Genomic DNA, 18,653 nt, shown 5'->3' with positions numbered 1-18,653 from the left:
CCCACTTCCCGCCTGGTTTCGCGCGAGCGTCACTGGACCGGCGACCTCTAGCTCCTCCCTTCGGCAACCACCTGTTGGTGGCGCCCAGCGCAGCGATTCCGTTGCCCGAGTCGGCCCACCGAACCCGAACCGAAAACCGCCGCAAGGATGCTCTTAGCGAGACTGCGCGCGGCTGCCCGTGGGAGGGCTTTACCATGCGTTCCTGGATCTACCTGTTTGCCGCCATCGGCTTCGAAGTCGTCGGCACCACCTCGATGAAATTCACCCACACGCTGTTCCCGGTCGCCGGGCTGCTGCTGATGTACCTGATGATCGGCCTGTCGTACTACTTCCTGTCGCTGGCCATCAAGCGCGTGCCGGTCGGCGTGGCCTACGCCCTGTGGGAAGGCATCGGCATCGTGCTGATCACCCTGGTCAGCGCCTTCTTCCTCGGCGAGCACCTGAGCCTGGACAAGGCCCTGGGCCTGGCCGTGATGATCGCCGGCATCCTGCTGGTGAAATCCGGTACCCGTACCGGCCAGCGTGAAGACAGCCGCGCTCTGAATGGGGAGGCCGTGACATGCTGAACCATGACCTGATTCCGATGGCCTGGCTGGGCCTGGCCATCGTCCTGGAAGTGATCGCCAACCTGCTGCTGAAGTACTCCGACGGCTTCCGCAAGCGCCTGATCGGCGCAGCGTCGATCCTCTGCGTACTGGGCGCGTTCACCGCGCTTGCGCAAGCAGTACGCGGCATCGAGCTGTCGGTGGCCTACGCCATCTGGGGCGGCTTCGGCATCCTCGCCACCGTCGCCATGGGTTGGGCCCTGTTCGGCCAGCGCCTGGTGTGGCGCGGCTGGGTCGGCCTGGCGATGCTGGTGCTGGGCATGGGGCTGCTGAAGCTGGCGTGATCGGCCCCGATGAGAATACAAAAGGCGGAGCTGGGCTCCGCCTTTTTGTTGTTTTTAGAAAAGCCATCTTGCAAGCACGGTGCTGGCCTTTCCCCTCACCCCAGCCCTGGCTGCGCGCCCCGCTCCAGAGGGAGAGGGAGCTGTCCGTGCCGGCTGACGCTGTGGTTTCCTCCTGCACCGAACGGTCCCCTCTCCCTCCGGGAGAGGGTTAGGCCTGTAGGGCGCATAACCTGGAACAGGTTATCCGCCGCAAACCGCGCGGCGGATAACGCTGGCGCGTTATGCGCCCTACCAGAGCCGCACATGGCTGATCACGCAGCACTCACGCCAGCAGGCTGACCACCGCGAAGCGGCTGAGATTGGCCTGGGCCACCACCGTTTGCGCTGCCGCACTGTAGTGCGTGGCACTGCGCCCCATGCGATCGAGCATGGACGCGGCGAAGGTATGCGCCCATTCGCGCTCATCCTCGCTGGCGTGGCGGTCGAGGAAGTCGCGGATGTCGTCCTGGCGATGGCGCAGCTGGTCGCGCAGGCCGCCGATGCGATCCAGCGCCGACACCACCGAGTCGAGCAGCTGGCGCTGTTCACGGAAGGCATCGGTCTTGACCTCGGTGGGGAACGCCAGCAGCCCTTCTTCCTGGCTTTTCAGCCGGGTGTTCCTGCCCTTGGCGAACAGCTTGCCCTCGCCCTGCACCGCCAGCTGGCCCTTGAGCTGCTGCCAGTCGGCCTCGGGGGCGGAGAACTTCAGCGCGCCGTCGCTATCGAGTTCGGCGCGAATTCCGGCCTGGCCCAGCGTGGCGTTGAAGCGGCGCAGCACCTGCTCGGTGCTCATGCCGTCGTCCAGTACCACCGCGGCCGGTTCGGCGAGCTGGCGGCCGGCGCTGAACAGCAGGGTTTCCTTGCCCGAGCGCTGGATGGCTTCCAGCGACTCCAGGCCTTCGAGGCTGAAGCGGCTGCGCACCGGCTCGTTGAGGCGCAGGCGGAAGTTGGCGTCGAGGCTGCCGTCCGAGCGCTGGGCGCGCTGTTCCAGCAGCTCGTTGACCTGCCGGGTGGCCTGGCGCACGCCTTCGCGGTCCTGGGACTGCGGCGCGCTCAGCTCGCGGCTGAGGTTGAGCTTGAGGCCGCCGAGGCGGTCCTGCAGGTCGCCCAGGTAGCTGTCGGCCGACTGTATGGAGGACAGCTGCTGATTCAGCTGCAGGTTGAAACTGCCGCTCTTCTGCGCGCCGCGCGCCATCTGTGCGGCGTTCTCCCCCTTGTCCTCGCCTTTGCGCAGGGCGTTCTGCCGTTCCCCGCTGGGCGGCAGGATGACGTCGCGGCGGGCGCTGGGATCGAACACGGCAGCGGCCGGCAGTTGCTTGATGACCTTCATGGTGACCTCTGCACCGGATGTGCTTCCGCCCGGCACGGGCCGGGCGGAAGCGGGATAAAAAGTAGAGGAGCCGGACGATGCGTCGCCGATTGGCGTCCAGACCTCCTTGCGGCGCGGCCCGGCTCCCCTACGAAGAAACTTACAGGCGGCTGAACAGCGACAGGTCGTTGAGCTTCAGGTAGGTCTTCTGCGTGGCCTGCAGGGCCAGCTGGTAGGTGTTCAGGTCGATGCTCGCGCCGGCGTAGTCCAGCTGCGACAGCTCGCCGTTGATCTTCTGGTTCACCAGCGACACCTCCTCGTTGCTCGAATTGAGCATGGTCAGGGTGTTCTGCCGGCCGCCCAGCTCGGTAATGGCGCCGAGTACGCCGTCGTGGGCGCTGTCGAGGCTGTCGATGGTCGCCGCGATCTGCGCGTGGACAGCTGGGTCGGTCACGTCCAGTGCCGGGTCCTTGAGCATCTTCACCGTGGCATGCAGCTGGTTGAGGAAGTCCATGCCGTTGCCGAACATGCCCAGCGCGGTGACGTTCTCTTCCACCTGCACGCCGTTGGCCACGGCAGCCTGGCGCGACTTGTCGTTGCCGGTGGCGACGTAGCTGTCGGTCAGCGGTTCGTAGGTCACCGCGGCGGTGTCGCTGAGGGTGCCGGAGAACAGGTAGCGGCCTTCCTCGTCGCGCACGTTGACGAAACTGACGATGGTCTTCTCGATGTTCTCCAGCTCCCCGGCCATGGCGCCGAGATCGCCGCCGGTGTTGGAGCCGTTGGCCGCCCAGAGCAGCAGATCGCGCACGTTGAGCATGGCGTCGGAGGTGGACTGCAGGTTGGTTTCCTGGGTCGACAGGTTGCCCGAGACGTTGCCGATGTTGGTGCGGTACTGCGCCAGGCTCGCTTCCTCGCGCTGAATGCGCAGCATGCGCACGCTGGCGATGGGATCGTCGGACGGCTGGAGGATGCGCTGGCCGCTGGACATCTGCTGCATCAGCTTGCCCAGGGCCGCCGAGTTGCTGTTCATCGAACCGCCCATCAGCGCGGTGATCTGTGCGTTGGTAATGCGCATGCTGCTTTCCTTAGCCAGGGCCCTAGAAGGCCGCGAGCATCGAGTCGAACAGCTCCTTGGCGGTGCTGATGACTTTCATGTTGGCCTGGTAGGCCTGCTGGTAGGTGATCAGGTTGACCGCCTCTTCATCCAGGCTCACCGCGCTGACGCTGTCGCGCGCGGCCTGCGCCTGGGTGGCCACGGTGGTGGCGGTCTTCTGGTCGGCCTGGTTCTGCCGGCTGGCGCTGGCGACCTTGCCGAGCAGGCCGGCGAAGGCGTCGTTGAGGGTTACCTGGCTGCCGTCGAGGGTGATCGACTGGCTCTTGAGGTCCAGCAGCTTGAGCAGGTTGACGTTGTTGCCGGACTCGCCGGCAGTGTCCGACAGCGCCAGTTGCTCGGGCTTGAGGTCGTTCAGGCTGAGCATCGCCGTGGTGCTGCCGGCGTTGTAGGTGAGCAGCGCCTGGCCGGGGTTGCCGTTGAGGTCGAAACCGTTGGCCAGGGTGTCGTTGACCATCTGCGCGAACTGCCCGGCCATCTCGTGCAGGGCGGTCTGGTTCGGCCGCAGGGAATCGTACTCGGTGTCGTACAGCGCGCCGAGGGAACCGCCCATGCCGTCCTGGGCCAGCGGGAAGCTGGTGCCGGCGAAGGTCAGGGCGATGTCCTGCTCGCCGCTGGCGCTGCGGCTGATCGCCAGTTGCCCGGCGGAGTTGCCGGCCACCAGCGGCTGGCCGTTGGCCAGGGAGACGGTGAGCGAGCCGTCGGCCACTTCGTTGACGCGGATCGAGGCGTACTTCGAGAGGTCCTGCACCAGGCTCTCGCGATGGTCGCGCAGCGCGGTGGTGTCGCCACCGGTGGAGTTGACCTCGACGATCTGCTTGTTCAGCGCCGCGAGGTTGGCAGTCAGCCCGTTGATCTCGCCGACCATCGAGCCGCGCTGCTCCTGCAGGGCGCGCAGCTGGCTGTCGATGTTGCCGGACAGGCCATTGAAGCGCTGGGCGAGGTTCTTCGTCTCGTTGATGATCTGCTGGCGCAGGGCGACCGAACCGGGAGTGGCAGTGGCCTCGCTGAGCGCGGCGAAGAAGTTGTCCAGGCCGACGCTGATGCTCGAGCCTTCGCCGCCCATCAGGCCTTCCAGCGCCGACAGGTACTGCTGGCCGCTGTCGTAGTAGCTCTGCTCGGTGGTAGCGCGCCACAGCTGCTGGTTCTGGAAGTCATTGGCCATGCGGCGGATGCTGGTCACCGTCACGCCGCCACCGACGTTCAGCCCGCCCTCGCCGGCCAGCGAGGCGAGCACCGGGCTCAGCCGGCTGAAGCCGGGGGTGTTGACGTTGGCGACGTTCTGCCCGGAGGTGGCCAGGGCGATCTGTGCCGCGCGCAGGCCGCTGTAGCCGATCTGGCTCAATTGACTCAAGAGGCACTCTCCTTCGACTCGAGGCGGATCGGCTGGGCAAACGCCGCCGAGGCCGGTCGGGATACAAATTCAGGCTGTTGTCCCTGATAGGCGACAGAATCGGCGTGGCGCTTAAATCCTTCCTGCGGTGCGTGCTTCAGGCCGCTCGCCGGCGACAGGCCGCTGCCGGGAATGCGCGCCGGCGCCTGGGCCTCACGCACGCGTCGGAGCACACCCAGGGTGTAGTCGCGGGTCTCGTCGTAGGGAATGCTGCGCACCCAGTCGGCCATGCCGATCTGCCCGTTGCGCGGGTCGCCGTTGCTCTTCAGCCACTCGTCCACCTTGCCCGGGCCGGCGTTGTAGGCGGCCAGGGCGAGCACGTGCTGGCCGTCGTAGCGGTCGAGCAGCTTGCCCAGGTAGGCGCTGCCCAGGGCCTTGTTGTAGGCCGCATCGCTGGTCAGGCGCTGTTCGTCGTAGGGCAGTCCGAGTTCACCGGCAACTTCGCGGGCGGTGTCGGGCATCAGCTGCATCAGGCCGCGCGCGCCCTTGGGCGAGACGGCGGCAGCGTTGCCGCCGGACTCCTGGCCGATCACGCTGTCCACCAGGGTGCGGAAACCCGCCGTGCCCTGCTGCCAGGCATGGGCGAGGCGATCCACGCCACGCTGCCAGGTATCCACCAGCGGGTTGCGGCTGGACACCGAGGGACGGCGCAAGGCTTCACCCTCATCGGCGAGGGCAACCGCTTGGGAGGTGTCGGTGGGTTCGGCGGAAAGCTGGCGCACCAGCAGGTCGGCGATGCCGGTCTGCTTGCGCGAGGCCAGGTGCTCCGCCAGCGCTTCGTCGTAGAAGTCGCGCATCGTATCGAGGTCGCGGCTGCGCAGCGGGCTGCCGGCGGAAAGCACGTCGCCAGCCTTGCGCATCTGCTTGAGGATCTGCTGCAGGAACATCGCCTCGAACTGTTCGGAGGCGGCCTGCAATTGTTCGCGGCGCACCTGCTCGGGCGACTCGCCAGGCTGGCCGGCGGGTACGATGGGGCGATTGAGCGAGGTGATGCTCATCAGATCACCACCAGCTCGGCGTTCAGCGCGCCGGCCTGTTCCAGCGCCTGGAGGATGCTCATCACGTCATCGGGCGTGGCGCCCAGGCTGTTCACCGTGTTGATGATGCTTTCCAGGCTGGTGCCCTCGGGCCACTTGAACATCGGCTTCTTGTCCTGGCTGACCGAGACGTCCGATTGCGGGGTGACCGCCGTGGTGCCGTTGGAGAAAGGTCCCGGCTGGCTGACCTGGGGGTTCTCGCTGATGGTCACGGTGAGCGTGCCGTGGGCGACGGCGGCGGCCTTCACGCGTACGCCCTGGCCGACCACCACGGTGCCGGTGCGGCTGTTGAACACCACCTTGGGCCGGGTACGGCCTTCCTGCACTTCCATGGCTTCGAGCATGGCCATGAAGCTGGTGCGCTGGGCCAGGCTGACCGGCGCACGGACGGAAACCTTGGTGCCGTCCAGCGCGGTGGCGGTTCCGGAACCGAAGCGTTCGTTGACCGCGTTCATCACCTGGGTGGCGGTCTGGAAGCTCGGCTTGCGCACGTTGAGCATCACATCCGGGCGCTGGGCGAAGTCGCTGGGGATCATCCGCTCGATGGTCGCGCCGTTGGGAATCAGGCCGCTGTTGGCGCTGTTGATCGACACGCTGGAGCCGCTCTGGCCCTGCGCGTGCAGGCCGCCGACGACGAGATTGCCCTGGGCCAGTGCATAGACTTCGCCATCGACGCCCTGCAGCGGCGTCATCAGCAACAGCCCGCCGCGCAGGCTCTTGGCATCGCCCAGCGAGGACACGGTGACGTCGATGGTCTGCCCGGCGCTGTAGGACGGCGGCACGCTGGCAGTGACGCTGACCGCGGCGACGTTCTTCAGCTTCGGGTCGACGTTCGGCGGCAGGTTCACGCCGAACTGCTTGAGCATGTTGGCCACCGACTGGTTGGTGAACTTCACCTGGTTCTTGTCGCCGGTGCCGTCCAGGCCGACGACCAGGCCGTAGCCGATCAGCTGGTTCTCGCGCACGCCTTCGATGTCCACGAGGTCCAGCAGCGGAATGGCCAGCGCCTGCGCCTGCCAGGACAGGCAGAGCAGCGCCAGCAGGCGGGTAAGGTTTCTACGCATGAGCGTTCTACGCATGGACGGCTCGCCTGCTTACATCGGGAACAGCGGATGGGTGAAGAAGCGCGTCAGCCAGCCGGCGGAGTTGCTGTCGTTGAGCACGCCGCGCCCGGCGTAGGAAATCTTCGCGTTGGCAACGTTCTGCGAGGACACCTGGTTGGAGCGGTTGATGTCGTCGATGCGCACCAGGCCGGTCAGGCGGATGAACTCGTCACCCTGGTTCAGGCGCAGGGATTTCTCGCCCTTCACCAGCAGCACGCCGCCGGGCAGCACCTTGTGTACGGTCACCGCGATGGAACCGGTCAGCGTGTTCTGCTGGGAGCTCTTCGCCGAACCATTGAAGTCGCGGTTGGCGGTGGCGGAGGTTTCCAGGCCGCCGTAGTCCTTGGTCAGGATGGTCGGCACCGGCACGTCCAGGCTGGATTTCTTGCCGAAGCTGGTGCCCGCGCTCTTGCTCGACTGGGTGGACTCGCTGAGCACCACGGTGACGATGTCGCCGACGCCGATGGCGCGCTTGTCGCGCAGCAGCGAACCGCCATAGCCGGAACGGAACAGGCCGCCGCTGGTGGTCGGCGGCTGGCTGTAATCCAGCTCCGGCGGCTGGTAGGCCGAGGAATCCTCGTCCGGCAGCATCTCGTCGAAGCTCTGGCAGCCGGCGAGCAGTGCCAGGGCGAGCAGCAGGGCAAGGCGCGTCATGGTCAGACCGTCTGGTTGAGGAACTGCTGCATGCCCGACGCGGCGTCGAGCACCTTGGCGTTGGCCTCGTAGGCACGCTGGATGGCGATCATGTTCACCATCGCTTCCACCACCTGCACATTGGAGCCTTCCAGCACGCCCTGCTTGAGGGTGCCCAGGCCTTCCTCGCCCGGCGTGCCCTCCTGCGGCTCGCCGCTGGCGGCGGTCTCCTTGTAGAGGTTGCCGCCGAGGGCCTCCAGGCCCGCCGGGTTGGTGAAGTTGACCAGGGTGATCTGGCCCAGCTCGGTGGGCAGGGTCTCGCCCGGCAGCACCGCGGTGACGATGCCGTCGCTGCCGACGGTGAAGCGGCTGGCGCCGGCCGGCACTTCGATGTTCGGCGTCAGCGGCAGGCCCTGGGCGTTGACCACGATGCCTTCGTTGTTCAGTTGCAGCTGGCCGTTCTCGGTGTAGTAGGTGTCGCCGTTGGGCGCCTCGACCTGGAAGAAGCCGGCGCCGACGATGGCCAGGTCCATGGGCTGGCCGGTGGTCTGCATGCTGCCTTCGGTGAACACCTTCTGCGTGCCGACGACGCGCACGCCGCTGCCCAGCTGGATGCCCGAGGGCACGGTGTTGACCTGGTCAGCCTGGGCGCCGGGTTGCAGCTGCACCTGGTAGAACAGGTCCTCGAAGACCGCGCGGTCGCTCTTGAAGCCGACGGTGTTGACGTTGGCCAGGTTGTTGGCCACGGTGGACATCGCGGTGTCCTGGGCTGCCAGGCCGGTCTTGCTGACCCAAAGTGCCGAACTCATGTTGTGCTCCTGTCTGCGCGCTGCGCGTTACGCGCCACGGATCATGCGGTCGCCGGCCTCGGCGAGATCCGAGGCGGCCTTCATCATCTTCACCTGGGTCTCGAATCGCCGGTTCAGGCTCATGGTCCCCACCAGCTGGTCGATGGCCGAAACGTTGCTCTGCTCCAGGTGCCCGGAAACCAGGCGTACGTCTTCGCTGGCAGCGACGTTCTGGCCGTCCTTGCTGACCAGCAGGCCCTGGGCGTTCTTCACCAGGGAGGCAGCCGGGGCGTCGACCAATTTCAGGCGGTCGACGTCGGTCATCATGAAATCGCCGCGCGGCATGACCGAAATGGTGCCGTCGTTGCCGATGGCGATGGCGTCGTACTCGGGCAGGGTGATCGGGCCGCCTTCGCCGAGCACGGCGCGGCCGTTGATCATCAGCTGGCGATCGGCATCGATCTCCAGGTTGCCCGCGCGGGTGTAGGCCTCGCCGTTGCCGTTCTGCACGGCGAGCAGCCCGGCGCCCTGGATGGCGACGTCGAGGTCACGCCCGGTGGCCATCAGGGTGCCGGCGCTCATGTCCACGCCGCTGCTTTCGATGCGCGCCAGGTGGCGGCTGTCATAGCCGGCGCCGGAGAGGTCGACGGCAGTGGCGTGTTCCAGGTCGGCGCGAAAGCCGGGGGTGTTGACGTTGGCCAGGTTGTTGGCGCGGATGTCCAGGGCGGACATGCTGCGGCTGGCAGCGGTCATTGCGGTGTAGCCGAGGCGATCCATGACGAGTCCTTAGATGGCCGAGAACAGCACCTGGGTGAGTTCCTTGTCGGTGGTCATCACCTTGGTGTTTGCCTGGTAGTTGCGCTGGCCTTCCATGAGGCCCACCAGTTGCTGGGTGATGTCGACGTTGGAGCCTTCCAGGTTGCCGGCCGACAGCGCGCCGAACTGGCCGATGCCGGGCACGCCGATCAGCGGAGCGCCGGAGGCGGAGGTCTCGGTCCAGGCGGTGCCGCTCTGGTTCTGCAGGCCGCCGCTGTTGACGAAGTTGGCCAGGGCGACCTGGCCCTGCAGCATGCGCTGGCCGTTGCTGTAATTGACGTAGACCTTGCCGTCGTTCTCCACCGCGATGCCGGTCTGCTCGCCGGCGGCATAGCCGGTGGTGCGGTTGGTGGTGACGACAAAGTCCGAGCCGTACTGGCTGGTGCCGGTGTAGTCCAGGGCGATGTTCATCGGGTCGACGCCCGGCAGGTTGAAGCTCACCGGCACCGAGGCGATCGGCGAGGACAGCGAGCCATCCGGGGCGAAGCTCAGCGCCTGGGTGGCGCCGACCGCGTTGCCGTCCACCGCGTAGTGCGCGTCCCAGGTGTTGGTGCCGGTCAGCACGAAGTACTGGGTCAGGGTGTGTTCCTTGCCCTGGGAGTCGTAGATCTTGCTGGTGTAGGTGGAGTTGTAGGTTTCCACCTTCTGCGGGTCGAACGGCGAGATGGCCGGCACCTTCTCGTTGGAGTCGAGGTTGGCGACGAACTCCAGCTTGTCGGTGGCCTTGGCCGGCAGGTTCGCGGTCTTCACCTGCAGGTCGGAGACGGTGCCCACCAGCAGGTTACCGGCGGCGTCGGTCGGGTAGCCCTGCAGGCGCTGGCCGGTGGCGTTGATCAGGTAGTTGGCGTTGTCCTGGCTGAACACCCCGGCGCGGGTGTACTGGGTGTCGCCGTTGCCGCTCTTGACCACGAAGAAGCCGCCGCCGGAAATGGCCAGGTCCAGCGCGCGGTTGGTGGACACCAGCGAACCACCCTGGCTGATGCTCTGGGTGGTGCCGGTGACTTCCACGCCCATGCCCTTGCTGTCGGCGTAGACGCTGCCGAACTCGGTGCGCGAGGACTTGAAGCCGACGGTGCCGGAGTTGGCGATGTTGTTGCTGATGGTGTCCAGCTGCTGGGTGACGGCGTTCAGGCCGGTCAGGGCGATGTTGAAGCTCATGGCGTTATCTCATCCTAAGAGGGGAAATGCAGGCGCTCAGGCGGCCTGGCCCTGACTGAATTCGACGATCTTGTAGAAGGGCACCGAGCCTGCGCCCTCGACTTCCAGCACCGGGCCGTCGGCGCTGACGCGGACGTTGTGCACCAGGCCGGAGACCTCGATGCCCGGCGTCTCGCCGCTCTCGGTCTTCACCGCCAGGCTGTACTTGCCCGGCTTCAGACCCAGCGCTTGCGGGTCAACGGTGAACGGCACGGCACCGGCTTCCTGCGGGCCGAGGGTGATGTCGGTGCGTACGCCGTTGGCGTCGGTGAGCTGCAGCACGGTGGTGGCCGAGGCATGCTCCAGGGTGATCTGCCCGCTCACCTGGTCGCCGTCCAGCTGCAGGCTGTCGGCGCTGACCTTCACCTGCTGGCCGACCAGACCGGCGGCCGTGAGCGTCTGCAGGTTGTCCATCAGCACCAGGTTGTTCTGCTGCAGGGTGGTCATGTTCTGCATGCTCTTGACCTGCGCCATGGCCGAGTACTGATTGATGAACTCGGTGCTGTCCACCGGCTTGGTCGGGTCCTGGTACTGCACCTGGGCGACCAGCAGGGTGATGAAGCTGTTCTCCATGTCGGTCATCTCGCCGAGGTTCACCGCCTGCTTTGGGGTGTCCGAAGAGGTGCCATTGGTGCTGCTGCCGCTGGTGTCGTTGTTCACCGTGCTCATCACGCGTCTCCCAGTTTCAGCAGGCTGGACTGCATGCTCTTCACCCGGTTGAGCACTTCCACGCCGGTCTCGAAGCTGCGGGTGGCGGACATCATGTCGGTCATCTCCTCGATCTCGTTGACGTCAGGGTAGTAGACGTAGCCGGTGGCATCGGCCAGCGGGCTGCCGGGCTCGTAGCGGCGCTGCGGCGCGCGGCCGGAAGTCACCACGTCGAGCACCTGCACATGGGCGCCGCCCATGCCGGCGCCACGGGTGAGCTGGTCGTTCTCGTAGACCGCGGCGAACATCGGCTTGCGCGCCTGGTACACGGCGTCCGGGCTGTTGGCGGCGGAATCGGCGTTGGCCAGGTTGCTGGCCACGGTGTTCAGGCGCACGGTCTGCGCGTTCATCGACGAGCCGGCGATGCGGTAGATGGAATCGAATGCCATGGCGTCAGCGTCCTTCGATGGCCTGCTTGAGGCCGCGGAATTTCATCGTGAGAAAGGTCAGGCTGGTCTGGAAGTCCATCGCGTTGCGCGAGAACTCCGCCTGCTCGGTGGCCAGCTCGACGCTGTTGCCGTCCTGGGAGGGCTGGTTGGGGATGCGGTATTTCAGGTCCGGGCTCGCCGGGCGGGTACTTGCCAGCAGCACGCTGGAGCTGTCCTGGCGCTGCATCTCGGCGGCGAAGTCGATGTCCCGCGCCTTGAAGCCGGGGGTGTCTTCGTTGGCCAGGTTGGAGGCGAGGATTTCGCTGCGCTGCATGTGCAGCGAGAGGGCTCTCTCGTGGATACCCAGGGTCTCGTCAAACCGTATACTCATCGCGCAACCCGCTCCCGTCGTTCGGCCATCTTTCGGCGTGCGCAGCGACAGAGCACAAAGCATGCCCACCCCGGAATATCGCTTCATGTCGTTGATTTATCAGGCTTTACGCGCCGTTGCCGGCAGCGTGCGCAACGCCGCTTTTCCGCTTTCGACGCACCGCGGCGCAGGATGCGGAAAGGCCCTTTCCGCCTGTTTCCTCCTGCTGCTTCCCGTCCTGGCACAAGCCCAGGATGCCCGCACGCAACTCGAAGAAGCGGCGCAGCGGCAGGTGGCTGCCGAGCTGAAGGAAGCCGCGCGCAAGGCCGGCTGGAAAGGCATGACGTTCACCCTGGACAACAACCTGCCCAACAGCCTGGGCAAGCTCGCCGCCTGCCCGAACGCACCGCAGCTGCGGCTGCTCGAAACACCCGCCACGGTCAGCGCGCGGTGGCGCTTCGAAGCCTCCTGCGCGGGGCAATCCGGGTGGCCGGTGAGCTTCATCAGCCAGCCCAGGGTGTACCTGCCCGGCGTGGTCGCCCGTGGCGTGATCGAGCGCGGCCAGACGCTGGAAGCGACCCAGCTCAGGCTCGCGCCCCTGGAGATCGGCAAGGGTTCGCGGAGTTATTTCACCAACATCGCCGAGGTGACCGGCAAGACCGCCCGCCGCCGCATCCGCGCCGACCAGCCGCTGACCCCGGCGCTGCTCGACGGTGCCCTGCTGGTGCGTCGCGGGCAGCAGGTGAAGATGATCGCCAGCCAGGACGGCATCCAGGCCAGCGCCGTCGGCGAAGCCCTGGCCAACGGCAGGCAGGACGAGGTGATCCGGGTGAAGAACCTGCGCAGCCAGAAGATCATCGAGGCGAAGGTGACGGCGTCAGGCGAGGTCAGCAGCCTCTTCTGAATGCCGCGGAGCAGCTTTACGTAGGATGGGTGGAGCTTGCGATACCCATCGGCTCCTGTGCCGGAATATCGATGGGTATCGCTTCGCTCCACGCCATCCTACGAAATGCCCGTCGGGCGAATAACGCGCCAGCGTTATCCGCCGTGCAGCGCCCCGACGCGGCGTATCAGGTCCACCAATAGCGCACGCAGTGGAAGAACACCGGCGCCGCGAAGCACACCGAATCCAGGCGGTCGAGCATGCCGCCGTGGCCTTCGATCATGTGGCCCCAGTCCTTCACTCCGCGGTCGCGCTTGATCGCCGACATCACCAGCCCGCCGAAGAAGCCGAGGATGTTGATCATCAGCGCGCAGGACAGCGCCTGCCAGAAGGTGAACGGGGTGATCCACCACAGCGAGCCACCGATCAGCGTGGCCAGCGTCACGCCGCCGATGAAGCCTTCCACGGTCTTGGACGGCGACAGGTTCGGCGCGATCTTGCGCTTGCCCATCAGCTTGCCGCAGACGTACTGCAGCACGTCCGACAACTGCACGACGATGACCAGGAAGGCGATCAGCAGCAGGTTGCGGCCCTCGTAGCCGGCGATTTCCAGGGTCAGCAGCGCCGGCACGTAGGAGATGCAGAACACCGCCAGCATCAGCCCCCACTGCACCTTCGAGGCCCGTTCGAGGAAGTGCTTGGAGTCGCCGCCCAGCGAGGCGAGGATCGGCAGCAGGAGGAACACGTAGACCGGGATGAAGATGGAGAACAGCCCGTACCAGCCGATGCCGATCAGCAGGTACTGCATCGGCAGCACGAAGTAGAACGCCGCCACCAGCGCCGGGTAGTCGCTGCGGCGGGTCGGCATCAGCGTGAGGAACTCGCGCAGGGCGTAGAAGGACACGCCGTAGAACAGCAGGATCACCGCCCAGTAGCCGAGGGCGAAGGCGCAGCCGATCACCGCCACCATCACCCACCAGGCGTTGATCCGCGCGTTGAGGTTGTCGATCACCGCGTGCGGTCCGGCCGGCGCCTTCCAGCGCAGCACCGCACCGACCAGCGAGGCGAGGACGAGGATGGCGCCGATGCCGCCGAACAGCAGCCAGGTCTGGTTCATCTCAGCGGCCCTCCGTGGCGGCGAGGTTGAGCAGCGCCTCGCGGGCGCGTTCGAGGAAGGCTTCCTTGGCCTCGCCCTCCTGCACCGCCAGCGGCGCGCCGAAGCTCAGGGTACACAGCAGCGGCAATGGCAACGCACGGCCCTTGGGCATCACGCGGTTGAGGTTGTCCAGCCACACCGGTACCAGCTCCACCTGCGGATGGGCCTTGGCCAGGTGGTAGATGCCGCTCTTGAACGGCAGCAGGCGCACTTCCTCGTCGAGGTTGCGGGTGCCTTCGGGGAACAGGATCAGCGAGTCGCCGTCGGCCAGCGCGCGCTCCACCGGCTCCAGCGGATTGCCGCCCTCGGCGCCACGCGAGCGGTCGATCAGCACGCCATTGAACACGCGGTTGATGATGAAGCCGCGCAGGCCGCCCTTGCCCCAGTAGTCCATGCCGGCAACCGGGCGCGTGCGGGCGCGCAGTTGCGGCGGCAACGAGGCCCAGAGCAGCACGAAATCGCCGTGGCTGCTGTGGTTGGCGTAATAGATGCGCTGCACCGGGATCGGCGTGGTGCCGATCCACAGGCTGCGCAGGCCGGTCACCGCGCGGGCGCCGGCGATGATGGCGTAGGCGAAGAGTCGTTCCAGCATTCCGGGTACGTTCCTCAGGATTGGAAGGTGAGGGTGATCAGGATCAGCAGCGCGAGCAGCCACTGCGCCGCGCAGAGCAGCGCCTGCCGACGCAGCAGGGCGAGGGCGCCGCGGCTGCGCTCGCTCCACGGGCGCCCGGCCTTGGCGGCCGGTACGCCGGCGTAGGTGGCGAGGGCATCGTCCAGCTGGCGGGTCTTCTCCGCCAGCGCGTCGCCGGCGTTGGCCATGGCCTGGAACAGGTCGGCGTCCAGCGCCACGCGCATGGCGTAGAACTTCTGCGCCAGGCCCAGCAGCACCAGCAGCGCCATGCCCAGGCTGAACGCCAGGGTGGCGCTGGCCATCAGCACGCCGTAGAAACCCAGTGCCAGGGCCAGCACGGTCAGCGCGGAAGACAGGCCGTTGAGGCTGCTGCCGCGACGCAGCAGGCTGGCCACCAGGATCAGGCCAGGATCAGCCGGCATGGCTCACCTCCTCCGGCAGATGCGGCTGGCCGGCGATCTGCGCCAGCACCGCCCGTTGTTCGGCCTTGAGCACCACCTGCGGGCGTGCCTGGCGGATCAGCGCCAGCGCCTCCTCCACCGTGGCACTGCGCCCGGAAATCAGCAGCCACGCCGCCACCAGGGTGGCACTGCGCGAATAGCCCAGCGCACAGCAGACCAGCAACGGACCGTCGCGGTGCAACTGGTCGATCAGCTCGGCCCCCTGCCGGCATTGCTCGGCACTGGGTGCAACCAGATCCAGCCAGGGCAGGCAGTCGTAGCGACGGGTCAGGGCGGTGCAGGGCAGTTCGGCACAGAGGTCGAGGATCGCCAGGCTCGGCAGGTGCCACGGCTTGTACCAGTCCGGCAGGCGGCCGAGCCAGAGGCCGGGCAGCACTTCGTCCGGCTGCGGATGGTGGCGGGTCCACCAGCGCGCGTTGAGCCACGCGCCCAGCCAGTAGGGCGCCAGCAGCCAGGCGACCGCCGTCGAATGGCGGCCGTCCAGGCGCTTCTGGAAGCCCACCGGGCCGATCCCCAGGTAGCACAGCACGACCAGCGCCAGGGATACCGCCGGCCAGCACAGCCAGAGCCACGGGCCGCCGCCTGCCAGCGCCAGCACCAGGCACAGCAGCGACCCGGCAGCGTACAGACCCGCCAGGCGCCGACGCTGCGGATTGTCGCTGAGGCTCCAGGCCTGCCATGGCGAGCGCACTTCGCGGGGCCACAGCCAGACGCAGAAGAAGCCCAGCAGCGCGCCCGTGGGCACGTCGATGAAATGGTGCTGCCAGGTGGTCAGCACCGATAGGCCGATCAGGGCGAACCAGCCGTGCAGCAGCCAGCGCGTGAAGCCTTGGGCGTAGCGCCCGTAGGCCACCCAGAGGATCACCAGCAGCGCGATGTGCAGCGACGGCGCCTGGTTGAACGGCTTGTCGAAGCCCATCAGCAGGTCGAACAGCAGGCCGAAGAAGCCATCGAGCATGGGCCGCTCGAAGCTGAAGCGCAGCGGGAACAGCAGGAAGCAGGCGACCGCCACGACCTGCGCGGTGAGCAGGCGCAGCGCATGGCAGTCCAGCCCGCGGCGGGTGCGCGGGAGCAGGAAGGACAGGCCGTAGAGCAGGTCGATGGACCAGTACGGAATGATCGTCCAGGGCCACAGCGGCATGCCGCGCTCCCAGTCGAACACCAGCACGCCCACCGACTCGCGCTGCCCGGCCACCCAGTTGGCGAAGCCGTAGCTGAGGAAGAAGAACGGCCCGAGGCACAGCAGCCAGATCACCGCGCGACGCAGGACGCCGGGTTCGCGCAGTGGCAAGGATGCCATCAGCTGCGCTCCCGGCGGGCCAGGGAGACGGTGAAGATGCCGTCCTCGTCGATGCGCTGGGCCAGCTTGCGGAAGCCGGCGGCGGCCACCAGCCGGTCCATCTCCAGCTGCGTGCGGCGGCGCATCACCCAGGCCTGGCCGGCGCGGTGGCTGGTCAGCGCGCGGGCAATCAGTTCCAGCTGCGGGTGCCAGGGCTGACCGGTGTAGATCAGGTAGCCGCCCTCCTCCACCGCCTCGCCCAGCCCGGCCAGCGAACCGCTGACCATGGCGTTGTCGGCGAACAGCTCATAGAGACCGGAAACCACCGCCAGGGTCGGTTTCGGCTCGACGGCGGCAAGGTCCGCGCCATCGAAGGCATCGCCCTGGACGAAGCGCGCGCGCTCCTGCAGGCCCAGGCGCTCGATCAGCGCCGAGCCTTCGCGCACGTTCAGTTCGCTGTAGTCGCGCAGCAGCACGCTTTCCGGCAGCGGCTGGACGCCCTGCAGCGCTTCGAGGATGTAGCGCCCGTGGCCGGCGGCGATGTCGAGAATGCGTACCTCGCGGCCCTGCGCGCGCAGCTCGGCCATGGCCTGGCGCAGCAGCTCCTCGATGTTCACCTTGCGTTGGCGGATGCCGCGCCAGCCGGCGGATTCCAGGTAGGTACGGTCGATCATCCGGCCGACCGGGCCGGCGCCCTTGGGCTGGTTGCGGTAGACGTAGTCCAGGGTGCTGCCCGAATCGAAGCCGGTCTGGAAGCCGAGGTTGATGCCGTCGGACAGCAACCGGCCGAGGCGCATGTTGGCGCGGGTGGCGCGCCAGTAGAGGTCGCGCACCGACCAGGCCGGCAGCGGCGTGGCCAGGGCTTCGGCCTCGGCGCAGGTATAGCCGAAGCAGTCGGCATCGCGCAGGTCCGTGCGCTCCGGCTCGCGGGCGAAGCATTCGAGGATGAAGCGCCGCGCGCGCTGGGTCGCCTGCTCGCGCTTCAGCTCGCCGAGGGTGTCGTGGAAGAAGCCGGGCAGCACGTGGAGTTCCTTGCGCGCCGTGCCCAGGTTGTCGAAGAAGCGCTGTTGCGGCTTGCGGTGCACCACGAAGTCGGAGCCGGAGATCAGCAGCTGGGTCGGCACCTGGATCGCCTGGGCGTCGGCCACCACGCGATCGGCGGCTTCGTAGAGGCCCAGCAGAACGTTCACCGAGATGGCCTTGGCGATCAGCGGGTCGCTGTCGTAGGAGGCGATGCGCTCGGGGTCGTGGCTGAGGAATTTCGCCTTCACGTAGCTGTTGACGAAGAAGTTGCCGCGCCACCAGCGCGCCAGCTTCAGGCCCGGCCGGGCGAGGGGCACGTAGAGCTTGACCTTGAACGCCGGCGAGGCGAGCACCAGGCTGCGGATCGGCGGCGCGTAGTCGTGCACCCAGGTGGAGGCGACCACCGCACCGACGCTCTGGGCGACCACGGCCATGTCCTCGACGGCGACGCCGTGAGTCGCGGCGAGGTGCTCGACGAAGGTCTGCACGTCGCGCACGCTGGTGCCGAAACTCGGGCTGTCGCCGCGCGCGCCGGGCGACTGGCCGTGGCCGCGGGCGTCCCAGGCGAACACGTCGAAGCCGGGCAGGTCCAGTTCGTCGGCGAGGTGGCCGATGCGCCCGGAATGCTCGTGGCCACGGTGGAACAGCAGCACCGCACGGCGCGGCTCAGCGCTGCCGGCAGCAGCCGGCCAGTGGCGGTAGAACAGCTCGACGCCGTCATGGGTGACGAAATGGTGAGTCGTGGATTCGCGCATAACTTCCTCTGTTCGAAGGCTATCGGGGACTTTCCCGTCCCCACCCGAAGGGGTTCTACCGGCGTTCAGCCGGCTCGTTCTTGCGGTGGTTCCGCCAGGCCGCGGCGCACCCGGTTGACGATAGTCAGCAGCAGCAACAGCGCCACCACGCCCAGCAGCGGGTCCAGCCAGGTGAGCGGCAGCAGCCCGCTGGCCACCCCGGCGCCGAACACGCCGAAGCACAGCGCGCGGTCGCTCTTGCCCATGGGGCCGTCGTAGCGCCGCGAAGCGCCGACCATCACGCCGAGCACGCCGCTGTATTCGCTGATCAGCGCCAGCAGGACCACCAGCACCAGCAGCGCCGGCGTCACCCCCGGCAGCAGGGCGAAAGGCAGGTACAGCGCGCTGTCGGCGATCACGTCGGTGAGTTCGTTGAGGTAGGCGCCCAGCTTCGACTGCTGGCCGAATTCACGGGCGAGCATGCCGTCCATGGCGTTGAGGGCCATGCGCAGGAACATCCACAGCGGGATCAGCAGGAACACCCAGGCATGGCTGGCCAGCAGCGCGACGACCAGGGCCACCAGCAGCGACAGGCCGCAGGCCGCCAGCGTCACCTGGTTGGCCGTGACGCCGCGCTCGAACAGGCGGGTGACGAGGGGGCGCAACAGGTTCTGGAAGCGTGACTTGAGTTGGTAGACGGAGATCATGAAGTTCCTTCTCAGCGT

General features: G+C 67.3%; 21 protein-coding genes. 3 read left to right on the top strand and 18 right to left on the bottom strand.

Annotated elements, in window-relative coordinates; genetic code table 11:
• The first annotated feature begins 194 nt into the window (after positions 1-194).
• Entirely contained in the window at positions 195-566 is a 372-nt protein-coding gene (locus HNP46_RS04455) for an SMR family transporter (protein WP_184586296.1), read from the top strand.
• Entirely contained in the window at positions 560-889 is a 330-nt protein-coding gene (gene mdtI, locus HNP46_RS04450) for a multidrug/spermidine efflux SMR transporter subunit MdtI (RefSeq protein WP_024766311.1), read from the top strand. The genes HNP46_RS04455 and mdtI overlap by 7 nt, the downstream gene beginning before the upstream one ends.
• A gap of 322 nt (positions 890-1,211) precedes the next feature.
• On the opposite strand, the gene HNP46_RS04445 is transcribed toward mdtI, so the two are convergent.
• From HNP46_RS04445 to flgB, 12 genes are all read right to left on the bottom strand, one after another.
• On the bottom strand, positions 1,212-2,258 hold the full coding sequence (locus tag HNP46_RS04445; protein ID WP_184586295.1) for a hypothetical protein: 1,047 nt from the start codon (positions 2,256-2,258) through the stop codon (positions 1,212-1,214).
• A 139-nt stretch (positions 2,259-2,397) separates the two neighbouring features.
• Positions 2,398-3,312: a flagellar hook-associated protein FlgL gene (gene flgL, locus HNP46_RS04440; RefSeq protein ID WP_184586294.1), complete on the bottom strand. Its 915-nt coding sequence runs from the start codon at positions 3,310-3,312 to the stop codon at positions 2,398-2,400.
• Positions 3,313-3,334: 22 nt separating this feature from the next.
• Positions 3,335-4,702 (bottom strand): flagellar hook-associated protein FlgK, encoded by a 1,368-nt coding sequence (flgK, locus tag HNP46_RS04435; RefSeq protein ID WP_184586293.1) that lies wholly within the window; start codon positions 4,700-4,702, stop codon positions 3,335-3,337.
• Complete coding sequence (locus tag HNP46_RS04430) at positions 4,699-5,739, bottom strand: lytic transglycosylase domain-containing protein (RefSeq protein WP_184586292.1); 1,041 nt, start codon at positions 5,737-5,739, stop codon at positions 4,699-4,701. The genes flgK and HNP46_RS04430 overlap by 4 nt, the downstream gene beginning before the upstream one ends.
• Positions 5,739-6,842, bottom strand: coding sequence for a flagellar basal body P-ring protein FlgI (locus tag HNP46_RS04425; protein ID WP_184586291.1), 1,104 nt, complete (start codon positions 6,840-6,842; stop codon positions 5,739-5,741). The genes HNP46_RS04430 and HNP46_RS04425 overlap by 1 nt, the downstream gene beginning before the upstream one ends.
• Before the next feature lie 30 nt (positions 6,843-6,872).
• Positions 6,873-7,535 (bottom strand): flagellar basal body L-ring protein FlgH, encoded by a 663-nt coding sequence (flgH, locus tag HNP46_RS04420; RefSeq protein WP_184586290.1) that lies wholly within the window; start codon positions 7,533-7,535, stop codon positions 6,873-6,875.
• Between the two features lie 2 nt (positions 7,536-7,537).
• Positions 7,538-8,323 carry a flagellar basal-body rod protein FlgG gene (gene flgG / locus HNP46_RS04415; protein WP_184586289.1) on the bottom strand — a complete coding sequence of 262 codons (786 nt, stop codon included), beginning with the start codon at positions 8,321-8,323 and terminating at the stop codon, positions 7,538-7,540.
• 27 nt (positions 8,324-8,350) lie between these two features.
• Entirely contained in the window at positions 8,351-9,079 is a 729-nt protein-coding gene (locus HNP46_RS04410; protein WP_184586288.1) for a flagellar basal body rod protein FlgF, read from the bottom strand.
• Positions 9,080-9,088: 9 nt separating this feature from the next.
• Positions 9,089-10,276 (bottom strand): flagellar hook protein FlgE, encoded by a 1,188-nt coding sequence (gene flgE / locus HNP46_RS04405; protein WP_184586287.1) that lies wholly within the window; start codon positions 10,274-10,276, stop codon positions 9,089-9,091.
• 36 nt (positions 10,277-10,312) lie between these two features.
• Complete coding sequence (locus HNP46_RS04400; RefSeq protein ID WP_184586286.1) at positions 10,313-10,984, bottom strand: flagellar hook capping FlgD N-terminal domain-containing protein; 672 nt, start codon at positions 10,982-10,984, stop codon at positions 10,313-10,315.
• Positions 10,984-11,412: a flagellar basal body rod protein FlgC gene (gene flgC, locus HNP46_RS04395; protein WP_017521311.1), complete on the bottom strand. Its 429-nt coding sequence runs from the start codon at positions 11,410-11,412 to the stop codon at positions 10,984-10,986. The genes HNP46_RS04400 and flgC overlap by 1 nt, the downstream gene beginning before the upstream one ends.
• Positions 11,413-11,416: 4 nt before the next feature.
• Positions 11,417-11,782 carry a flagellar basal body rod protein FlgB gene (gene flgB, locus HNP46_RS04390; RefSeq protein WP_184586285.1) on the bottom strand — a complete coding sequence of 122 codons (366 nt, stop codon included), beginning with the start codon at positions 11,780-11,782 and terminating at the stop codon, positions 11,417-11,419.
• Positions 11,783-11,867: 85 nt separating this feature from the next.
• Between flgB and flgA the strand changes: the two genes are divergently transcribed.
• Positions 11,868-12,665 carry a flagellar basal body P-ring formation chaperone FlgA gene (gene flgA, locus HNP46_RS04385; RefSeq protein ID WP_184586284.1) on the top strand — a complete coding sequence of 266 codons (798 nt, stop codon included), beginning with the start codon at positions 11,868-11,870 and terminating at the stop codon, positions 12,663-12,665.
• 166 nt (positions 12,666-12,831) lie between these two features.
• Here flgA and HNP46_RS04380 read toward each other — a convergent pair whose 3' ends face one another.
• The 6 genes from HNP46_RS04380 to HNP46_RS04355 form a co-directional block, all read right to left on the bottom strand.
• Positions 12,832-13,761 carry a phosphatidate cytidylyltransferase gene (locus HNP46_RS04380; protein ID WP_184586283.1) on the bottom strand — a complete coding sequence of 310 codons (930 nt, stop codon included), beginning with the start codon at positions 13,759-13,761 and terminating at the stop codon, positions 12,832-12,834.
• Position 13,762: 1 nt separating this feature from the next.
• Positions 13,763-14,392 (bottom strand): lysophospholipid acyltransferase family protein, encoded by a 630-nt coding sequence (locus HNP46_RS04375; protein WP_184586282.1) that lies wholly within the window; start codon positions 14,390-14,392, stop codon positions 13,763-13,765.
• Positions 14,393-14,406: 14 nt separating this feature from the next.
• Positions 14,407-14,853 (bottom strand): hypothetical protein, encoded by a 447-nt coding sequence (locus tag HNP46_RS04370; protein ID WP_184586281.1) that lies wholly within the window; start codon positions 14,851-14,853, stop codon positions 14,407-14,409.
• Entirely contained in the window at positions 14,843-16,192 is a 1,350-nt protein-coding gene (locus tag HNP46_RS04365; protein WP_184586280.1) for a phosphatase PAP2/dual specificity phosphatase family protein, read from the bottom strand. Before HNP46_RS04365 ends, HNP46_RS04370 begins: the two co-directional genes overlap by 11 nt.
• Positions 16,192-17,949: a bifunctional alpha/beta hydrolase/class I SAM-dependent methyltransferase gene (locus tag HNP46_RS04360; protein ID WP_184586279.1), complete on the bottom strand. Its 1,758-nt coding sequence runs from the start codon at positions 17,947-17,949 to the stop codon at positions 16,192-16,194. The genes HNP46_RS04365 and HNP46_RS04360 overlap by 1 nt, the downstream gene beginning before the upstream one ends.
• Before the next feature lie 65 nt (positions 17,950-18,014).
• A complete protein-coding gene (locus HNP46_RS04355; RefSeq protein ID WP_184586278.1) occupies positions 18,015-18,635 on the bottom strand; it encodes a CDP-alcohol phosphatidyltransferase family protein in 621 nt (206 codons plus the stop codon).
• Positions 18,636-18,653 lie beyond the last annotated feature (18 nt).

It is taken from the genome of Pseudomonas nitroreducens (genome assembly GCF_014204515.1).
In the GTDB taxonomy this organism is placed as follows: domain Bacteria; phylum Pseudomonadota; class Gammaproteobacteria; order Pseudomonadales; family Pseudomonadaceae; genus Pseudomonas; species Pseudomonas nitritireducens_A.
The sequence above is the reverse complement of the archived record's forward strand: the minus strand, read 5'-3'. Positions and strand labels throughout refer to the sequence as shown.